This window comes from Arenibacter sp. 6A1, assembly GCF_012272855.1.
Taxonomy (GTDB): domain Bacteria; phylum Bacteroidota; class Bacteroidia; order Flavobacteriales; family Flavobacteriaceae; genus Arenibacter.
Genome location: NZ_JAAXCQ010000020.1, coordinates 24,760 through 41,402, shown reverse-complemented (window position 1 = coordinate 41,402; position 16,643 = coordinate 24,760). Strand labels below are relative to the sequence as shown.

General features: G+C 35.3%; 16 protein-coding genes. 4 read left to right on the top strand and 12 right to left on the bottom strand.

What is annotated here, in order from left to right; translation table 11 throughout:
* The first annotated feature begins 91 nt into the window (after nucleotides 1–91).
* The 3 genes from HCG49_RS15585 (at nucleotide 92) to HCG49_RS15575 (ending at nucleotide 2,397) form a co-directional block, all read left to right on the top strand.
* The gene (locus HCG49_RS15585; RefSeq protein WP_168470454.1) at nucleotides 92–1,189 is read left to right on the top strand and encodes an endonuclease/exonuclease/phosphatase family protein; all 1,098 of its coding nucleotides are present in this window, start codon (nucleotides 92–94) and stop codon (nucleotides 1,187–1,189) included.
* Between the two features lie 278 nt (nucleotides 1,190–1,467).
* Nucleotides 1,468–1,743 (top strand): zinc-binding dehydrogenase, encoded by a 276-nt coding sequence (locus tag HCG49_RS15580; RefSeq protein ID WP_168470453.1) that lies wholly within the window; start codon nucleotides 1,468–1,470, stop codon nucleotides 1,741–1,743.
* A gap of 21 nt (nucleotides 1,744–1,764) precedes the next feature.
* Nucleotides 1,765–2,397 carry an SDR family oxidoreductase gene (locus HCG49_RS15575; RefSeq protein WP_168470452.1) on the top strand — a complete coding sequence of 211 codons (633 nt, stop codon included), beginning with the start codon at nucleotides 1,765–1,767 and terminating at the stop codon, nucleotides 2,395–2,397.
* Between the two features lie 498 nt (nucleotides 2,398–2,895).
* Here HCG49_RS15575 and HCG49_RS15570 read toward each other — a convergent pair whose 3' ends face one another.
* The 6 genes from HCG49_RS15570 to HCG49_RS15545 form a co-directional block, all read right to left on the bottom strand.
* Nucleotides 2,896–4,461 (bottom strand): M81 family metallopeptidase, encoded by a 1,566-nt coding sequence (locus tag HCG49_RS15570; protein ID WP_168470451.1) that lies wholly within the window; start codon nucleotides 4,459–4,461, stop codon nucleotides 2,896–2,898.
* A gap of 264 nt (nucleotides 4,462–4,725) precedes the next feature.
* Entirely contained in the window at nucleotides 4,726–5,490 is a 765-nt protein-coding gene (locus tag HCG49_RS15565) for a DUF1796 family putative cysteine peptidase (protein WP_168470450.1), read from the bottom strand.
* 245 nt (nucleotides 5,491–5,735) lie between these two features.
* Nucleotides 5,736–6,284 (bottom strand): GNAT family N-acetyltransferase, encoded by a 549-nt coding sequence (locus tag HCG49_RS15560; RefSeq protein WP_168470449.1) that lies wholly within the window; start codon nucleotides 6,282–6,284, stop codon nucleotides 5,736–5,738.
* Between the two features lie 443 nt (nucleotides 6,285–6,727).
* Nucleotides 6,728–7,555, bottom strand: a complete 828-nt coding sequence (locus HCG49_RS15555; protein ID WP_168470448.1) for a DUF5694 domain-containing protein — start codon at nucleotides 7,553–7,555, stop codon at nucleotides 6,728–6,730.
* Between the two features lie 255 nt (nucleotides 7,556–7,810).
* Nucleotides 7,811–8,011: a hypothetical protein gene (locus HCG49_RS15550; protein ID WP_168470447.1), complete on the bottom strand. Its 201-nt coding sequence runs from the start codon at nucleotides 8,009–8,011 to the stop codon at nucleotides 7,811–7,813.
* Nucleotides 8,012–8,015: 4 nt separating this feature from the next.
* Nucleotides 8,016–8,456 carry an SRPBCC domain-containing protein gene (locus HCG49_RS15545; protein WP_168470446.1) on the bottom strand — a complete coding sequence of 147 codons (441 nt, stop codon included), beginning with the start codon at nucleotides 8,454–8,456 and terminating at the stop codon, nucleotides 8,016–8,018.
* Nucleotides 8,457–9,094: 638 nt separating this feature from the next.
* Here HCG49_RS15545 and HCG49_RS15540 point away from each other — a divergent pair.
* Entirely contained in the window at nucleotides 9,095–10,279 is a 1,185-nt protein-coding gene (locus HCG49_RS15540; RefSeq protein WP_168470445.1) for a helix-turn-helix domain-containing protein, read from the top strand.
* A 98-nt stretch (nucleotides 10,280–10,377) separates the two neighbouring features.
* Here HCG49_RS15540 and HCG49_RS15535 read toward each other — a convergent pair whose 3' ends face one another.
* From HCG49_RS15535 to HCG49_RS15510, 6 genes are all read right to left on the bottom strand, one after another.
* On the bottom strand, nucleotides 10,378–10,500 hold the full coding sequence (locus tag HCG49_RS15535; protein WP_317167509.1) for a M81 family metallopeptidase: 123 nt from the start codon (nucleotides 10,498–10,500) through the stop codon (nucleotides 10,378–10,380).
* Nucleotides 10,501–10,814: 314 nt separating this feature from the next.
* Nucleotides 10,815–11,549, bottom strand: coding sequence for a hypothetical protein (locus HCG49_RS15530; RefSeq protein ID WP_168470444.1), 735 nt, complete (start codon nucleotides 11,547–11,549; stop codon nucleotides 10,815–10,817).
* 447 nt (nucleotides 11,550–11,996) lie between these two features.
* Entirely contained in the window at nucleotides 11,997–13,583 is a 1,587-nt protein-coding gene (locus tag HCG49_RS15525) for a glycoside hydrolase family 16 protein (RefSeq protein WP_168470443.1), read from the bottom strand.
* 740 nt (nucleotides 13,584–14,323) lie between these two features.
* Entirely contained in the window at nucleotides 14,324–14,665 is a 342-nt protein-coding gene (locus HCG49_RS15520; RefSeq protein ID WP_168470442.1) for a Crp/Fnr family transcriptional regulator, read from the bottom strand.
* Between the two features lie 80 nt (nucleotides 14,666–14,745).
* The gene (locus tag HCG49_RS15515) at nucleotides 14,746–15,441 is read right to left on the bottom strand and encodes a hypothetical protein (RefSeq protein WP_168470441.1); all 696 of its coding nucleotides are present in this window, start codon (nucleotides 15,439–15,441) and stop codon (nucleotides 14,746–14,748) included.
* Nucleotides 15,442–15,576: 135 nt separating this feature from the next.
* Nucleotides 15,577–16,278: a DNA alkylation repair protein gene (locus tag HCG49_RS15510; protein ID WP_168470440.1), complete on the bottom strand. Its 702-nt coding sequence runs from the start codon at nucleotides 16,276–16,278 to the stop codon at nucleotides 15,577–15,579.
* Nucleotides 16,279–16,643 lie beyond the last annotated feature (365 nt).

Below are 16,643 nucleotides of genomic sequence, written 5' to 3'. Positions count from 1 at the left end.
ACTAACTGCCAAGAGCCTTTGGTAATATCAATCTTAAAATGCCAAATCATCCTACTTTTTAGACAATCAATAATAGTAAACAATCATTAACATGCTCATTTTTATTAGTATTTGTACCATTCTTACTGTATTAGTTACCATACTGCCATTGTCTAAGGGTACACACTGGATTATAAGGAGTATGGACTTTCCCAGAGTACAAATCATGCTTTTTTCATTGGTCTTGTTACTAGTAAGTATCTTTTTTTTAAATTTAGAATATCCTATAACTTGGATGCTTGTTTTTGGGAACGGCGCTTGTTTTATTTGGCAATTGTGGTGGATATTGCCCTATACACCCTTTTGGCCCAAGGAGGTGAAAGGAGCGAAGGAAAATAGCCCTGGAGGGCAACTCAGCATTATCACCTCTAATGTTCTTACTACCAACCGAAATGTGGAAGCTTTACTAAAATTGGTGAATAAATACCAGCCAGATATTCTGGTAACCTTAGAATCTGATCGGTGGTGGGAAGAACAACTAAAGGTGTTGGAATCTGATATGCCATATGCTGTCAAATGTCCACTTGACAATCTTTATGGGATTCACCTTTATTCAAAACTGCCTTTACATGATCAGGAAATTTCATTTTTAGTAGAGAAAAATGTCCCCTCCATACATGTGTCCATAGAATTGCGGACAGGTGACAGGGTTCGTGCACATTTCCTCCACCCAGCACCACCGAGTCCGACTGAAAACACAAAGTCTGCGCCACGTGATGCAGAATTGATCATTGTAGCTCGTAGTGTAGACAAGAGCACAAAACCTATCATAGTGACAGGAGACCTTAACGATGTAGCATGGTCCTCAACGACACATCTTTTCCGTAAGATTAGTGGTTTATTAGATCCGCGAATAGGAAGGGGAATGTTCAATACTTTTCATGCGGCATATCCGTTCATGCGTTGGCCTTTAGATCATCTTTTTCATAGTGATCATTTTACCTTGCATTCTATTCAGCGATTACCGTCTATTGGCTCGGATCACTTTCCTCTTTATACCTCACTAAGGTTCAATCCTTCTAGGGGTGCCAGTCAAGAAGGACTAACAGCAAATCCCGAGGAATATCAAAGAGCCAAAGAAATTACTGCTAAAAAAGGAGTTAATAAGCAGGATGTGCCAACACCGTACGAGGGCAGCAACAATAAATAGCGATAAGGCGATACTATCTTTAAAAAACAACGAAAAGAGATATAAAATTGACCAAGCCCTAGAATAGAAAGCCGTATTTTATCGGATAAGGTAGATTAATGGTATATTTAAGGTGCTGATGAAATGAGTACTTCCATGGTTCCTTTAAAATTACCTAGTACAATCGGTTATGACTTCAGTGGTGTGGTTGTTGAGAAGCTTTTGGAATCATTAAAGAAGGTGGAAAAGTAACCACGATAGTAGGCCCTCCTGATGAGTAAACAGCAAAACAATTGGGTATGACCAATTATAAGCTACCCGAGGAGTTATCAAAATTGATTGAAGAGAAATCGGCTGCATATAAACTAACCTGGATGCAGTCTAATGTTGAGCAATTGAAGGCTATCACAATACTGGTCGAAAATAAAAAAATTAAGCCAATAGTCGATCTTGTTTATTCGCTCGAAGATGGCGATGATGCATATGAATATTTGGCTCAGGGAAAAGCAAAAGAAAAAGTGGTCATAAGCCTGTCTTTTACTTTTAAAAAAAATGTGCTAATAGCTGTCGTTTAAATAATTTTAAAAAAAAAGATCATGAGTAAAGAACAAAACGTATTAGTTGCCGGCGCGAACGGTACTACTGGAAGAATTATCATCAGTTTATTACAAGAATCGAAAAACTATAGGCCCATAGCCATGGTTAGAACACAGGAGCAAAAAGATCATTTCGAAAACGAAAAAGTAGCTACTGTGCTGGCCGATCTAAAGGAAGATCTAAGTGATGCCGTAAAAAATGCGGACAAAGTGATTTTTGCTGCGGGTTCTAAAGGCAAACATGTGATAGCCGTAGATCAGGAAGGAGCAAAAAGACTAACCGATGCTGCTAAGCATGCCGGAGTCGGGAAGTTTGTTATGTTAAGCTCTATGGGGGCCGATAACCCTTCTATGAGTGAGGATCTGGAAGATTATCTAAAAGCGAAACAAAATGCAGATGATTATCTAAAGGCTAGTGGGTTAGACTATAGTATCGTAAGACCCGGTGCCCTGACGGATAAAGAAAGTACAGGTCATATTGAATTAAAAGGAAAATTAGAAAAGCAAGGAAGTATCTCTAGAGCAGATGTCGCTAAAATATTGGTTCAAGTATTGGAAGATGAGGTACAAAAAAATCGGGTTTTTGAAATTCTAGCCGGTGAGACTCCTATAGAAAAGGCCGTTCGTTCGTAGAGAAAAAAGGAGCTAAAAAAAATACTGGGAAGCTTGTGCCGGATCGTTGAAGGTATAGACGAATTGAATATGGTAATTGTATGTGGCAAAAGGTATTTGAGGTGAATTATTATTGAAAATTAAATTACAGATTTTGTTGTCTATAAGGTAACAGGTCTTTGGAGTACTTTAAATTGAACGCTTTTTTGTATTTTATACAATCATTGCAATGATGGTCGGATTGGGTATCGGCAAAAAAGCATCCTAAAAAAGCATTGGAATTAAGCCGTTTTCCAAAAAGAAAACGGCTTAAGGCTGGTTTAAATTCTGACATGATTTTTAATTACAATTTCTCTTTTTCTAGCAGTTAGCCTACTGAATCAGTGGAAGCCACTACTAGAGAATGGAATCATAAAAATGTCACGGTGCTTTTTGGCGTGTATCGTCCGCTATACATAGCTGTTGTTTGCAAGAAAAAGCCCTCTTTGTACGGAATGAATAGATTCCGATTCTTCATTATTATTCGGTTGCATTGGAGGCTGGAATAAAATTGGCTTTCAAATCTGGTTCTACCATGGTGCTGTCTAACGGAAACATAGGTCTATTGATACGTTTATAACCCAATCGATGAAGATCTTGGTCAACACCACCTGGGGTTAATGCCATTACCCAATCGCCACGCATATCATAAAGTTCAGGTACCAAGTAACCTATCTTCACCACAACGATGTCTGTTTCTTTAGGGTTTAGGCCTAAGTCGGTAAAATCGCTTAAATGATGGTACGGTTTCCTTTTTTTAGTCACGATTACATGTATACTGCCAATTTTAACAACAACCTCTACTTCTGCATTCCTATCACCTTTTTTAATGGCTTCTATGGTTCCTTCTAGTTCCAAGGGACCAGCAAATCGGTCATCTACTGCCGCACCTGCCATTGCCTTAATTTTTCCGCCAACACCTATTTCTTGTGCTTTAGCAACAAACTCAGGACCAGGGATGGAGGCATAAATCAAGGAAGGGCCCTTGTCTGATTTAAACTCGGGGCGGGCTAATAATTGTTGTAATGTCCAAGTAACGTCACCGGCACCACCAGCGGTTGGGTTATCTCCCATATCGCTGATTATAAATGGGTGTTTTTCACTGGCAAGAGCCAGTTTTAAACCTTCTTCCAAGGTGGTCGTTGGGGCAACAAATTCAAATTCGTTGCGGACATCCCAAAAACTTTGGGCTAATGATTCTGCACCTTTTTCAACTTTTTCTTTATCATCACCGGTAACCATCACTACAGCATGGTTTCGCGGTTCATCGGCCCAGGCATAACCAATCCAAATAGCGGCATCTATTACGCCTTCTTCATTGGCGACATGAGGAACTTTTGCGTAAAGACTTTTACCTGGTTCAATACGGGTGCTGGTTTTTTCTCCAGGCAATAATATGGGGACAGGGATCCAAGCTTTATATGCAGGCCTGCCTTTGCCATTTTCTAGTCGTTCTAGCAGATTGTCGACGGCTCTTTTTTTGGATTCGATGGCATCCTCGTGGGGTGCCATACGGTAGCAAGTTATTAAATCGGTGTGTTTGGCCAATTTCTTGGATACGTTTCCATGTAGGTCCATAGAGGTAGATATAAGCACCTCTGTCCCGATTACCGCTCTAATTCGTTCAATCAGGTCGCCCTCTGGATCGTCTAATCCCACGACACTCATCGCACCATGAATATCAAAAAAAAGTCCATCGTAGGGCCCGTTTTCTTTTAATGATTTTAAGGTTTTCGTAACCAAAGATTCATAGGTTTCCCTGGTTACCGTTCCTCCGGGCAATGATTTTCCAACTAAGGTAGGCACCCATTGGGCCCTATTTCTGTTTAAAGAATCAATTTGTAGAAATGGGTATTTTGCAAATATGGAATCTCCTTCTTTGGCATGAAAAGCTTCTTCATGGGTTAAGGCAGGTGAAAAGGTGCTGCTTTCTATTCCCAGACCTGCAATAGCAATTTTAGGGAGTTCTTTTGTCTTATTGGTTTGCTGACAGGAAGCCATGAGGACTACTAGTAAAATGTAGCAATTGTAAAGTGGTTTCAACATTTCGATGGTTTAGGTTATTTAAATTGTTAGCGATAAGGAAGGATTTATAGTATTTCCTTAAAATTCTATATAAAAGGATTGAATATAAGAATTTATCTAATATCATTTGAAATATAAAGATTACAAAATTTAATATTCACAAGAAAATTGAATCCAATAAGGGAAGGCATTGGATAAGAATAGGAGATCCGTCCTATAAGGTCAGAACCATTCACTCGACTGCTAAGGTTGGTTTTTTGATAGTGCCCACAAGGGTACATGATGTTAAGTATTTTTTTGATACATACCTTTGTATATGATTTTCATTATTAGATCATCAAATTTATTTCGGTATTTTACTCCTGAATTTGAGCCTTCTGAACAAAAATCTATCCATAGGCAGTCGGCGTTAATTGTTTTAACCTCTAAGTTGATTTTACCTTCCGTTAATTGATTTATAAAGATAAATTTGACATTCTTATTGATACTTTGTATCAATTCAATAGTTTCTGTAAATGAATTTAAATCTTGATTAATTGGCAATTTAAAATCTCTGTCAAATCCGTTGGCCCAATCACGCCTTTTTTCCTTCTCTTGAATAACTGTACAAACAAAAAGGATGTTATTATTTGTATCTTTTAAGAGGTTTAGAAACCTCTTAACGCCTCGGTCATAATAATTATAATCTTCATCAGATTTCAACGGATTTCTATGGTTAAAAAGATATGAATGATACAAAGAATGACCTGCTTTATTTTTTTTTATATCAAAAATCATATCCTTATCAAGAAATGTTTTAAATTCATCTTTTATGGTATGAGTGATGATTTCTCCACTAGAGAATATCCAGTCATATGGATACGATGTGTTCTTGTTTCCAGTTTCTTTTAAATACCATGAACTATTACAATTTTGGCCCATTGAAACCTTTTCGTAATAGTTAGTAGATAACCAACTGTTTATTGTATTACTTATTTCAGTTGCTTTTAAAATAATCTCAGTATTTAATGAATTTTGATTTCTCAAATATTTTTTAATTATTCTTATCATATTAATTATAGTTCCTCTCGTTATTTGGAAATGCTTTACAAGGGTTACGTTTAAGAAAAGTTGAGGGTTTATGTACGAGGATTTTCTGAAGGAAAATCAAATGTACTGAACTTGCAACGCCCTTTGTTTAAGCCCAAAATTGGGCAATTATTTTTATATATGTGTATGCTTAGCATCATATAATTAATGCAAGGTAGATAATTAGTCCAAAGGGTACAAGTCCCTTATGGCCAGGGGTAACGCCCTTAACCATTACTTGTAGTGCGGTTTTGTTTGAACCATTCACTTTTTAATATTGAATAAATGTCAACATTGATTTTTTCTCCATTTTTGATTTCACATTCTCTCATCGTTCCTTCGTACTTGAAGTTTATTTTTTCTAAGGCACTTTTACATTTCGAATTTTCGCTAACGACAAAACCTTCTATTCGATGCAAATTCAGTTGAGTAAAACCATGCTCAAAAAGTTTGGGCATTATTTCTTTTAGAATTTCTTTTCCCCAATACTCTTTTAAAAGCCATAGTCCAATTTCAGCTTTTTTATGTTGGCTTTCTAAATTGTTGAATCCTCCAGCGCCACAAAAATTATTATTCTGTTTATCGTAAATTCCCCACCAAATTCCAGTTCCTTCTTTTTTTAAATTTTTGTACCATTCCATTTGTTCTTCTGTTTCTTTTAGCGTGGAGAAGTGTACGTCATAATATCTTGTTATGTCTGGGTTGGATAGGCCTTTGTGAATGTTTTTTATATCAGCCGATTCTATTTCCTTTAATCTGTAGTTTTTTGTCTCCACTTTTTTAGGCTGTTTAAAAAATGCATAACAATGATAAGTTTATCAAGCCTTGTGAGAATCAAGCTGTGATTTCTTAGCAATGTTGCCTCCTTATTTAAATTCAATATCTAACTAAATCTTTGGCTAAACTTACGGTTTTTAATCTCTTATTTTAATATATATATATATATATATATATATATATATATATAAGACATCACACCGATTATCAATCATTAGTTGTTATAGTAATAGTTTATATGTTCTAAAATAGCAAACAGATTTTCTAATATTCCCCAACATAGTAGTATTGCTTTTATTGAGTAGAATAAGTGGTCATTGTTGCCAAGGTATTGGTATATGGCACAGTACCAACCTCTCTATATAAAATATAGTTTTGAAAAATTAGTAGGGTGTTCAAACTATGTTATAGACCAATCTATAGCATACATATTTTGTAGTGCCTAGTTCTTTTCCTTATAGTTTGTGTATTCCATTGCGTTTTCCAGAATATATTTAGTACTATTTCCAAGGAAGATATCAAAATATGCGGTGTGTGTAGCTCCCATTATAATTAAAACCCTATCATTCTTTGTTAAAGGAACATCTGAAAAATTCGCATACATTCTCAAATTTCTTTTGTAGAAATCAGCTATTATATCAGCTCCCTCAAAGTTTTTTGGCGTATGCATCGTTGCCAGAAAATTATATAGGTCATATGTTTCCATTTTGTACTTAGTAGTGTTTATTTCGGAGTACTGCTCAAGAAGCGGTTTGTTATTTAGAGTTTCATAACTACTCATGATGTTTTGAACATAAAGACTGTCTGAAGAATTCTTATTAGCTAATTCAACGAGTTTAGGATAGTCAAATCCGATTGCGTTATCTATTCCGTATATTTTTTTTGTTCCACTCAAACGAGCCACTTCAAGTCCAATTACATTTACTTCTTCAGAATAATTAATTCGGTTCGACTGGTCTGTCTTGTATTTTTGATAGGTTGTATTAATAAATTCGGTGCTTTCTGGTGGAATTTCTACACAGATTATAGTTGGTTTGAATTTTACCAGTCGGTTGACTATTTCCTGTATGTCCGCTGTGGCCTTTGGACTGTTTACGTCTGTGATGGAAGAATAGGCGTCGGTACTTCCGCTTAGGTGGACTGAGGCGAAGTTTAATACACGTATTTTGTCGGTGTTCTCAATATTAGTTTCCTTTTCTAGTGTAGCTTTCGACTCCGAATTGCAAGCTAAAAATGTCAGTATGGAAAAGGAAAGAAGAAGGTATTTCATAAATGATCAGATATTTTTTGAATAACAGTTGGGCTCGCAGGTTTAGGTTTATATGTTTATTTTAGTGTTGTGGCTCAATCAATTATAGCAATTGGGTGCCAGTATTTATTTCTTTTAGCTGCTTTTTGACCTTTTACTAGTTCATCTGTTTTCGTCTAAACATCTGACTTGTTGGGGCAGCCGAATATCTAATTTTTCAATTCTATAACCTTAAATAACTCCTTTAGTTGGGTAGGCATCCGGGTTTAGTCCTTTTTATTGAAAGAATATTTTGGAGCTTACCTTATCGTCAATATCTTCTAGACCCTTCACTTGGTTATAAGCAGTCAACCTATTCAATCTCTTGGGGCAATTTATTTTGTATTCTACCTTAGTCAGAGAATCGGGAAATGCAATAACAAAAGTCATTTTTGCAATACCTGCATGTTGTTTTGCTGATATTTTTATTTGGAGCATATTTTTATGATTTTCGCATAAAGTCAAATGCACCTTTTCGAAGTTGGATTCCATACTCCAGATAGGCCTTCATACAAGCTAGGAAATTTGCCCATCCTGCTGAATTTTCTAAAGCCCATTTTAGATTATCTTCATTAAATTCTTTTCCGTTTTCGTTTACCTTTACCAAGGTACTATTGTCTGGTAATTTTTCTAATGTGATTTTTACAACAGTTTCTGGGTCCCAGACGAAAGAAATTGAACGATTGTTTTCTATTTTGATTTCTGTGACTGGGAACTTTTCATCAAATTCAGGAAATTTCCAAAGTACGTCTTTACCAGTTTGCAACCTTCCACTACTTTTCGAAATGAAATATTTCGTCATTTTCTCTGGATTTACAATGCCTTCAAAAACTTCCTCTATTGCTTTTTGAATTTGTATAGCTGCTTTAGATTCTAGTCTCATATTAAATTCTTAAGTTGTTGATTATCTCAAATGTATAAATTTGAAATAACACTCCGAACTTATCTGCGGCTAAAGTATGAGGCAGCAAACAGTAATCAAGATGATTTTAGTCTACAGCTAAGTAAAATAAAGTCTACTAGAGAAACAATTCTAGTTATTTAATCATTAGAAATCTGTTTAAAACATGAAGTGTTTGTTGCCTGTTTTTAGAGACCGCATCTAAAAAAATATCTTTCTCAGTACTATACCATTCACATAATGGAAAGGCCAAGGGCTTTGGGTGGACCAATACGTCCTTATTATTGTAAATATTATTTTTACAATACTTTGTCGGTTGATTATATAAAAAGAAAAATTACTAGGATAGCTTTTACCTTACGCTTGCTTGCTAATCCTTGGGGTCTATATCGTTAAGGAAATAAAATTTAAATATGTAGGAATATAGTACTTCAAAATTGAAATATTTATGTATAATTTAAATTGCTTTTTTTTATAAAAGGTAAATTAAATATTACATTTGGTTTCCGGAATTTTATTCAAGACAAATGGACCGATATCCCTTAAACGCTATTTTAGTTTCAATATAGTGGCTATCGTCCAAGTAATACAGGGGAATTAATTTTTTAAATAATTGTAGTTTGAACAGCATTTTATTAATAACCGCGATCTTTGGCTTCGTTTTAACCTCCTTGTTGTTCTTTAAAAAATCTACGAACACCAAAGCCACCTTATTTTTAGGCTGTTTTTACTTTATTATTTCTATTTATACCTTGCAGACCTATATTGTTGAAGCAGGGCACCTTAATAAATTCTCTTGGTTTTTTTTATGGCCCCTTACACTATATCACCTCATAATAGTTCCTGCCTATTTTTATTTCGAGGCCTTAATAGAGGATCAATTTTACTGGAAAAAAACATACTGGTTATTGTTTGTGCCATTTTTATTGGGGGTAATAGATGTGGTCGCTGTTTATGCAGCCCCGAGTACAGTGTACGGGGAGATTTTACAGGGGGCAATCACGGATACTGAAAATAGATTTAGGGCCCATTATTGGTTATTGACTTTGTACCAACATTATTTTCTTCGTCATGTATGGCAATGTGTTTTCTTGTTGGTCTTGTTACCTAAGTTATGGGCTTTCTTAAAAGAAGGAGCCAACGATAGGTTTAAGACTACATTGAATAATTGGTTGATGTTTTTTTGGCTGATGCTAATGGGGATGTCTTTAGTAGCAATGGTACATGCCATTGAAAAATGGATGGATGTCAGTATTTTTAACCACTTTTTTGGTTTCGAAAACGCAAGTGTTATAATAACGGTTTTACTGTATTTAATTTTCTTTGTAATTGGAGTTATTCCGATTTATTTCCCCATGATCCTTCATGGGTATCCCCGTTCAAGAAAACAACAAGTTATTAAAGACAAACCTACAGACTTAGATGCAAACTTAAAATTTGGCTTGGATGAAACCGAGATAAAAGAGAAATTGGAGCTTCTTGGTCAAAAAAAAATGTATTTGGATCGAGATTTTACTGTAAGTAAATTTGCTAGGGAAATGGAAATGCCTGCCCACCATTTATCGTATTTCATACACCAACATTACGGTCTAAGTTTTACCACTTATAAGAATAATTTACGCATGGAACACGCTAAATGTTTGATGGATAACGGTTTTTTAGAGCACAACACTATGGATGCCCTAGCCGAGGAGTGTGGTTTTGCCAGTAGAAGTTCTTTTAGCAAGGCTTTTAAGAATTTAATGGACCTTAGCCCAAGCGAATATGTACTAAAAGTTCGGGAGAATAGTTATAATTGTTCCTAACTAATATCATACCTTCTTTTTAACAATTTATAAAATAGGTGCTCAAAATAAATTACGGAGCTACTTTGCCTATTTCTAAATACTTTTATTACCCAAATTTAAGTTGCGATTCTTGTGTGGGAGGTATGAGGATATTTTATAACCTTTTCCTTATCATCACCGTTAACCTTCACTACGGCATGGTTGCGCGGTTCATCTGCCCAGGCATAACCTATCCAAATAACGACATCTATTCAACCATACTCATGGCACCATGTATATCAAAGAAAAGTCCGTTATAAAGGCCATTTTATTTTAATAATTTTAAGGTTTTTGGTATCAAAGATTTGCAAGTAAAAAGAGCACAACCCTTAGCAAAAAAAAGAATTAAATAACGAAAGGGAATAAATTAGAAGCATGTGATCCTTTCTTAGTTAGGGATCAGTGTGGAGTAGGGGTGTGGAGGTATCAGGTTAACTCTTTCCTTTATTCGGATCCTACAGTACACTTTTTAGATTACACCCGTTAATTGGGTTAGCCCATGTTTATAATAGTATTATATAGAGCAATCATTATTTATCAAATCTTCTAGCGTTGGGTTATACTTATTAAACCTAGCTATAAAATAAATAGACTCGCTATTTTCCTGTGCGAAATGCGTTAAGGCACAAAAATCTCCTAATGAATCATTTGAATCAATCCTTATATCAGAAGAAGAATAAATACCGCCTAAGGCATTGATGTTGGTTAAGTTGATATTATTGGTGATTAATAGTTGATCTGACTCTTTTAAATTGTCTAATCCGTCTAAAGTTGTCAAGGATAGGTTGTCGAAAAGAAAAAACTGATTGCCTATTTTCGTTAACTTATTTAACGCATTTAAATTAATGAGATCATCGTTATTTTTAATAATGAAGTCTCGAGAAATCTCGATTAAATTTTCAAGGCCGTTTAACGATGCCAGTTGGGGATTATTTTCAATTTCCAAGAACGCTATTTTTTGAATATTTTCTAATCCTGATAAGGATTTTAAGTTTTGGTTGCCTTTAATAAAAATACCTCCAACTTGTTTTAAGTTCTGTAAAGAATTTAAGTTCTCAATATCGTAGGTGCTTTTTATAATTAGATTTCCGCTAATTGATTCATATGCCTTAATTTTTGGGCTTTCTAGATCTTTGGATGAGCTAATTTCTAAATTTCCTTCTAAATGACTATTTGGTTCATCCATTGAATCATCAGAATTACATGCAATTAGATGGATTGATAGAAATAATAAGATAAAGTTTTTCATTTCTTTTAATATGAATATTTCAAATTCCGTTATAATGTTAATTACAACGGTATGTATTAGATTGGTTATGCCTTGTAAGCAACTAATTTAACAAATACAAATTGAATAGAAAAACCGAGTAGATACGGATGTATCTGAATCCGCCGTTATTTTATGGTTCCAACTTTAGCAAATAATTCGTGTTCTAGAGCTAATGTAAAGTCATACTTAAAACTCCCTAAAACCTATTGTTTTTAGGGTATCCAACTCTTTTTAATAAAATCTTAGAAAACTACTAAAGTTGATTTAGGAAAGAGTAAACCTTTGCAAAAAATGGTCAGGGGAACTTCAAAAACTCTTGTAGGTCTAAAAATGTATAAGAGAACAATACTAAACACTATTTTGAATGTTTAGCATTGTTCTATCTCCTAGCTCACCTGATTGACGGGTGATTAATTAAATACTTATTCAAAAGAAAATCTGAGAATTTTGTATATCCTGTGTTGCTATAGTTCCGTAAGTCACTCCATCTTTTGATAGCGATACCTCTACACCCTGATACGTGCGACTATCCCCATTAAACACCCCTAATTTTAAAGCATTAAAATTAATTTTTTGCCCCAAATCAATCACCAATAATCCACTGGCGTCTAACCCGTAGTATCCAGTGCTAGCGCCATCTACCCCTATGCCATCTCCTAAAACCGAAGGTGCATTATGACCTGTTGGCATTACAAACTCACTGCTGCCATCAATTAGTGTAACTTCCGTTAAATGGCTCCACATATTTGCGGTACTACCTTGCATTTGTATTTTTATAAACTGATAAGCTTCGGGCAAAGCAAATGTACTTGAGCTTTGCACATCTTTAACGATGGTAGCGCCATAAGTTGATCCATCTGGTGAAACAGATACTTCTACATTTTCATAAGTACGGGTATCGCCGTTATATACTCCTAATTTTACAGCTTCAAACTGGTAACCTTGCCCTAGGTCGATAACTAACAACCCGTTTGAATCTAATCCATAGTAACCGGTACTAGCGCCGTCGGCACCTATCCCATCTCCTAAAATTGAAGGCGCATTATGACCTGCCGGTAGCACATACTCAGTACCGTTATGAATGAGGGTAACTTCTGTTAAATGATTCCAGGTATTGGAAGTGTTTCCATTCATCTGTATTTTTATATGTTGATTCGATCCAGATGGTGGCGCGGGAGAAGGATTATATTCGTAGTATTTCACATAATCAATGACATAATCTACCGGCAATTGATTGGGGTTGACATTACCAACCCAGCTACCTCCGAGTTGTTGGGACAAAATCAGATGAAAATCCCTATCGAACGGCCATTGGCGCCAATCGGCACCTTCTTCTTTTAGGTAAGTAAATGTCGTAGTGCCATTAATAGAAAATACGATTCTATTAGGGTGCCATTCCACTCCATAGACATTAAAGTCACTGGTATTTACAGTTGCTGTTTTACTACTTGGAGAACTTTTTGTGTTACTATGGATGGTTGAATAGATAAAGTTGTCAAAATTGAGATGTTCCATGATATCAATTTCCCCATAATCGGGCCAACCACCATACTCATTTGTACTTCCCAGCAACCAGATTGCCGGCCAAGATCCTTGTGCAGAATCCATCTTAGCACGCACTTCAACCTTGCCATAGGTAAAATTGAATTTGCCTCGGGTCCAAACACCCCCTGTCAGGTAAGGTCTCGGATCGGTTTGAGTATCTGGGTTAACTATACCTTTCAAATGAAGGTATCCATTAGATACATCATAGACCTGATCGTCATCGGTCATATAGTTTTTCCAGTCTGGGCTTCCCTCGGTAATCCGGCTCCATTTGGTAGTGTCCAGGGAGGACCCATTGAAGTCATCTTGCCAAATCAATTCAAAATTTGATGATGTTGACATTAAAAGGTTCTCACTAGTGGTGATGTTTAGGTTTTCACTAGTAGGTTGATCGTTAATTTCGTCCCTTGCCTTTTCGCATCCAAAGAATTGAATTAAAGAAAAAAAGATAATTAATTTGTTTTTCATTTAGGTTGGTTTTTAGGTTATTTAAATTGCAAATAGTAAAAAGAAAAGGTTTGTGTGTGGTTCTTCCTGTTTCTTTAAATAATAGAGTGTTTAACCATTTTTAATTATGCCGTTACATCTTAGCTATTGAATAAGGGCAACCCTAAAAAATAATTTTACTGTAATGAGCAAAAAGTGCGTAGTTTTGCACTCGTTTTTTTTTTTTTAGTTAAAAAACATATACGAAAAACCACAAGCTTAACAGTTAAACTTTATCAGGGCAATTTTTACTTCAAACCAAATTTATAGACATCAAATTTTATTTAACTAATTAGCATCGTTACAATTAGGTTACATTGTCGTAACATTTCAGTTACATATATTAGAATGAGGTTGATGCCTTTCCTCGAAAAAAGGTATGAACACCGCTTGTTTTAATAATAAATATCTAAGAGAAATAAAACGGTGATTTAAGGAACTCTCCATGGCTGCAGATAGCAGTATTGAAGATCAAATGCTGAAAGTTTTATTGTCAAAAAGGTTCTATGGCTTTCCGACAAATAGTATAGAGAAGCTTATGAAATGTGCTATTTATTTTCTGATACTATTTAATTTTCTTCCATAAAAGACGGAAAGTGTCAATACCACCTGAATAAAAATAAACGAACTTTTAATGGAATAGAGAGCGTTTTAATTTTTCCGGTGATGTTCTGCTTTTTCAACCTTATTAATAATGGGCATTAATCCATTCAAACATCTTTTCATAAACCTTTTCTCTGACCGGTTTTTTTGAGAGTATTAAATCGTACATCTTCTAAAACCTCCAAATAGTAAAAACTTGGGCATTGATTAAAAAAGTTATCTGCTCTAGACATAAAATTACCAACGCCAAAGAACCATTGTGTCACCTCTTTTCCATCTTCTTTCAGGTAATAACTTCTACCCATGCCTTTTTCAATAAAATATAATTGCCGGCAAATTTCACCTTCTTTTACCAAGAGCTGATTTTTTTGTACGTGTTCTTTCGTAAAATGAGAGAGGATGTCATTTAGTTCATCGTGAGAGAATGGTACATAGGATATCAGGAAGTCTGTTATATTCATAAAGTATAAATTTGTAAATAAATTGTAATGAATTGAATCATCCTGCGTGTTAATGGAATTTATTTTTGTTATGATTTGTTTTACTTAGTGTCGATCCAAATAGCATTGGCAACCGCGCACAATCCTTTACTTTCGGTATATATAGCGGTACCGGAATACAATTTTCTACCTTCTTGTCTTTTTAACCAGCCGATAACTACACATTTCTCCCCAACTTGTATTTTGAATTTAATCTTAGCTGTCATTCTACCCAACAATATCATTTTACTTTCTTCCAAAACGACAATTCCTCCAGGGCAATCCAATGCTGCCCAAACAAATTCATTTTTAACATTACCATCTGTATCAGCTAAGAGTTTATCAGGTTCCCATGGAGCGGCTATTATACTGTCGTTCGAGCTTTTTCCGGGAAAAATACAAAGTGCATCCGGAGAATTTCTATTTGGTCCACATACAAAACAATATGGATACGGATGATCTTTAAACCCTAGATAATTCTTTGAAGCTTCTACAGCCATATGGAAGTCTGGGGCTTGTGGGGCTTCAAAATCGATTGTCCCCGAGGTTACTGAGGCTATTGTTTCATTTGAAAGCATTAAGCGCAATTCATTTTCTTCAACCACAACATCCATTTCTGTATTTAATGGAGGTGGCTGCCGTAGTGTAACTTCTGCAGTATAATCGACATAATTTGAAAGTAACCCACAAACATAACCTCCATTTCCGCTATTTATGGGGCCACAAAAACGCGGTTCTATTGTTAAATGATTATCCATTTTTGTAACCATGTTAGTTAATCTTTGTTTGAATAAATTAGTACGTTCAGTATAGGCGATAGTTTTAAAGCTTCTTATATGTTGGTATGGGTATTGAGTATACTTATTAATTGGTGTCGCATTGGTTGTCTTATTTTATATCCCTAGTTTTTCCTTTAAATAATCACTTGTAAGATGTTTGACAACATCAAAAGGTTCGCATTTACTAATGCCCGATTCGATAGGAATAGGACCTATTTTTTTTGCCACTTTTAGGGCTGCGGCATTTAGAATTATATTGCGTTTACCGATACCAAGAAGTGCCCCGCCCATTGCCACTTGTATACTATTTTTTTCACCATAGAATGTATCGTGAATTTGGTCTATTTTTTGCAAAAAAAACGCATCGTCCGGGGCGTCTTTTTTCTTAGACTTCGACACTTCATAAAGTAGGCCATAACCACATCCCTTACGGATCGTATGATCGCTATTTATCCAATCAGTCAATAGTTCAACGACAAAGGATGTTTTAGCCAATGTTGCATCGCATGAAGAAAATACATGAGCCAAAAATCCTTGTTTCATATTGTCTACTTGTTTCTCTGCCTGTTCTCGGGTAATTTGTTTTGGATCATCAATTAGAAGCGCTATAATTTTTGCATCGTAGAGGTCGCTCTTCCAAAGTTGTTGCGCCAAAGAATGGTCACGACCAATCTGCTTGGATAGTTTACGAAGAACAGTAAGTCCAATTCCAAAACTTTTTAAACCATCTGGATCTGGGTTCAGCTTTTTCCAATTCTGAATACCGCGCTCGTTTTTGTTGGCCTCGAGAAGCTCTATTACCTCGTCTGGATTCATATGTGGATATTTATTGTTTATTAAGGGTCATACTTCGGCTGCGCTCAGTACAGGTATGTAATTCGCATAGCTGAAATTGTCTTTGCGACATGATTTCGGTTATCCTTATGGTATTGGTTTTTAATTTAAGGGTTTTATACCTAGCTAGTTAATATAAGCAATTTATTGAAAAGCGAGAATATACAACTATTTGTTTAGGAGTGTATAAAAGGACATGTCTTCAAATTCGTAAATAAGGATGAAAAAGATAATAATTTTATAAAACACATAAAAAAAGGCAATTATGATCTATTTGGTTAGTGGTTTTGCAGATGCACAATACTCAGCGAATTGATGACTTTTTAGTTAGTGTTATATTATGATAT

Excerpts from the sequence above, each read along its gene's own strand:
- HCG49_RS15585 (WP_168470454.1), top strand. The coding sequence starts at position 92 with ATGCTCATTTTTATTAGTATTTGTACCATTCTTACTGTATTAGTTACC.
- HCG49_RS15570 (WP_168470451.1), bottom strand. The coding sequence starts at position 4,461 with ATGTTGAAACCACTTTACAATTGCTACATTTTACTAGTAGTCCTCATG.
- HCG49_RS15550 (WP_168470447.1), bottom strand. The coding sequence starts at position 8,011 with ATGCTCCAAATAAAAATATCAGCAAAACAACATGCAGGTATTGCAAAA.
- HCG49_RS15515 (WP_168470441.1), bottom strand. The coding sequence starts at position 15,441 with ATGGATAATCATTTAACAATAGAACCGCGTTTTTGTGGCCCCATAAAT.
- HCG49_RS15520 (WP_168470442.1), bottom strand. The coding sequence starts at position 14,665 with ATGAATATAACAGACTTCCTGATATCCTATGTACCATTCTCTCACGAT.
- HCG49_RS15575 (WP_168470452.1), top strand. The coding sequence starts at position 1,765 with ATGAGTAAAGAACAAAACGTATTAGTTGCCGGCGCGAACGGTACTACT.
- HCG49_RS15565 (WP_168470450.1), bottom strand. The coding sequence starts at position 5,490 with ATGATAAGAATAATTAAAAAATATTTGAGAAATCAAAATTCATTAAAT.
- HCG49_RS15555 (WP_168470448.1), bottom strand. The coding sequence starts at position 7,555 with ATGAAATACCTTCTTCTTTCCTTTTCCATACTGACATTTTTAGCTTGC.
- HCG49_RS15525 (WP_168470443.1), bottom strand. The coding sequence starts at position 13,583 with ATGAAAAACAAATTAATTATCTTTTTTTCTTTAATTCAATTCTTTGGA.
- HCG49_RS15510 (WP_168470440.1), bottom strand. The coding sequence starts at position 16,278 with ATGAATCCAGACGAGGTAATAGAGCTTCTCGAGGCCAACAAAAACGAG.
- HCG49_RS15545 (WP_168470446.1), bottom strand. The coding sequence starts at position 8,456 with ATGAGACTAGAATCTAAAGCAGCTATACAAATTCAAAAAGCAATAGAG.
- HCG49_RS15530 (WP_168470444.1), bottom strand. The coding sequence starts at position 11,549 with ATGAAAAACTTTATCTTATTATTTCTATCAATCCATCTAATTGCATGT.
- HCG49_RS15580 (WP_168470453.1), top strand. The coding sequence starts at position 1,468 with ATGACCAATTATAAGCTACCCGAGGAGTTATCAAAATTGATTGAAGAG.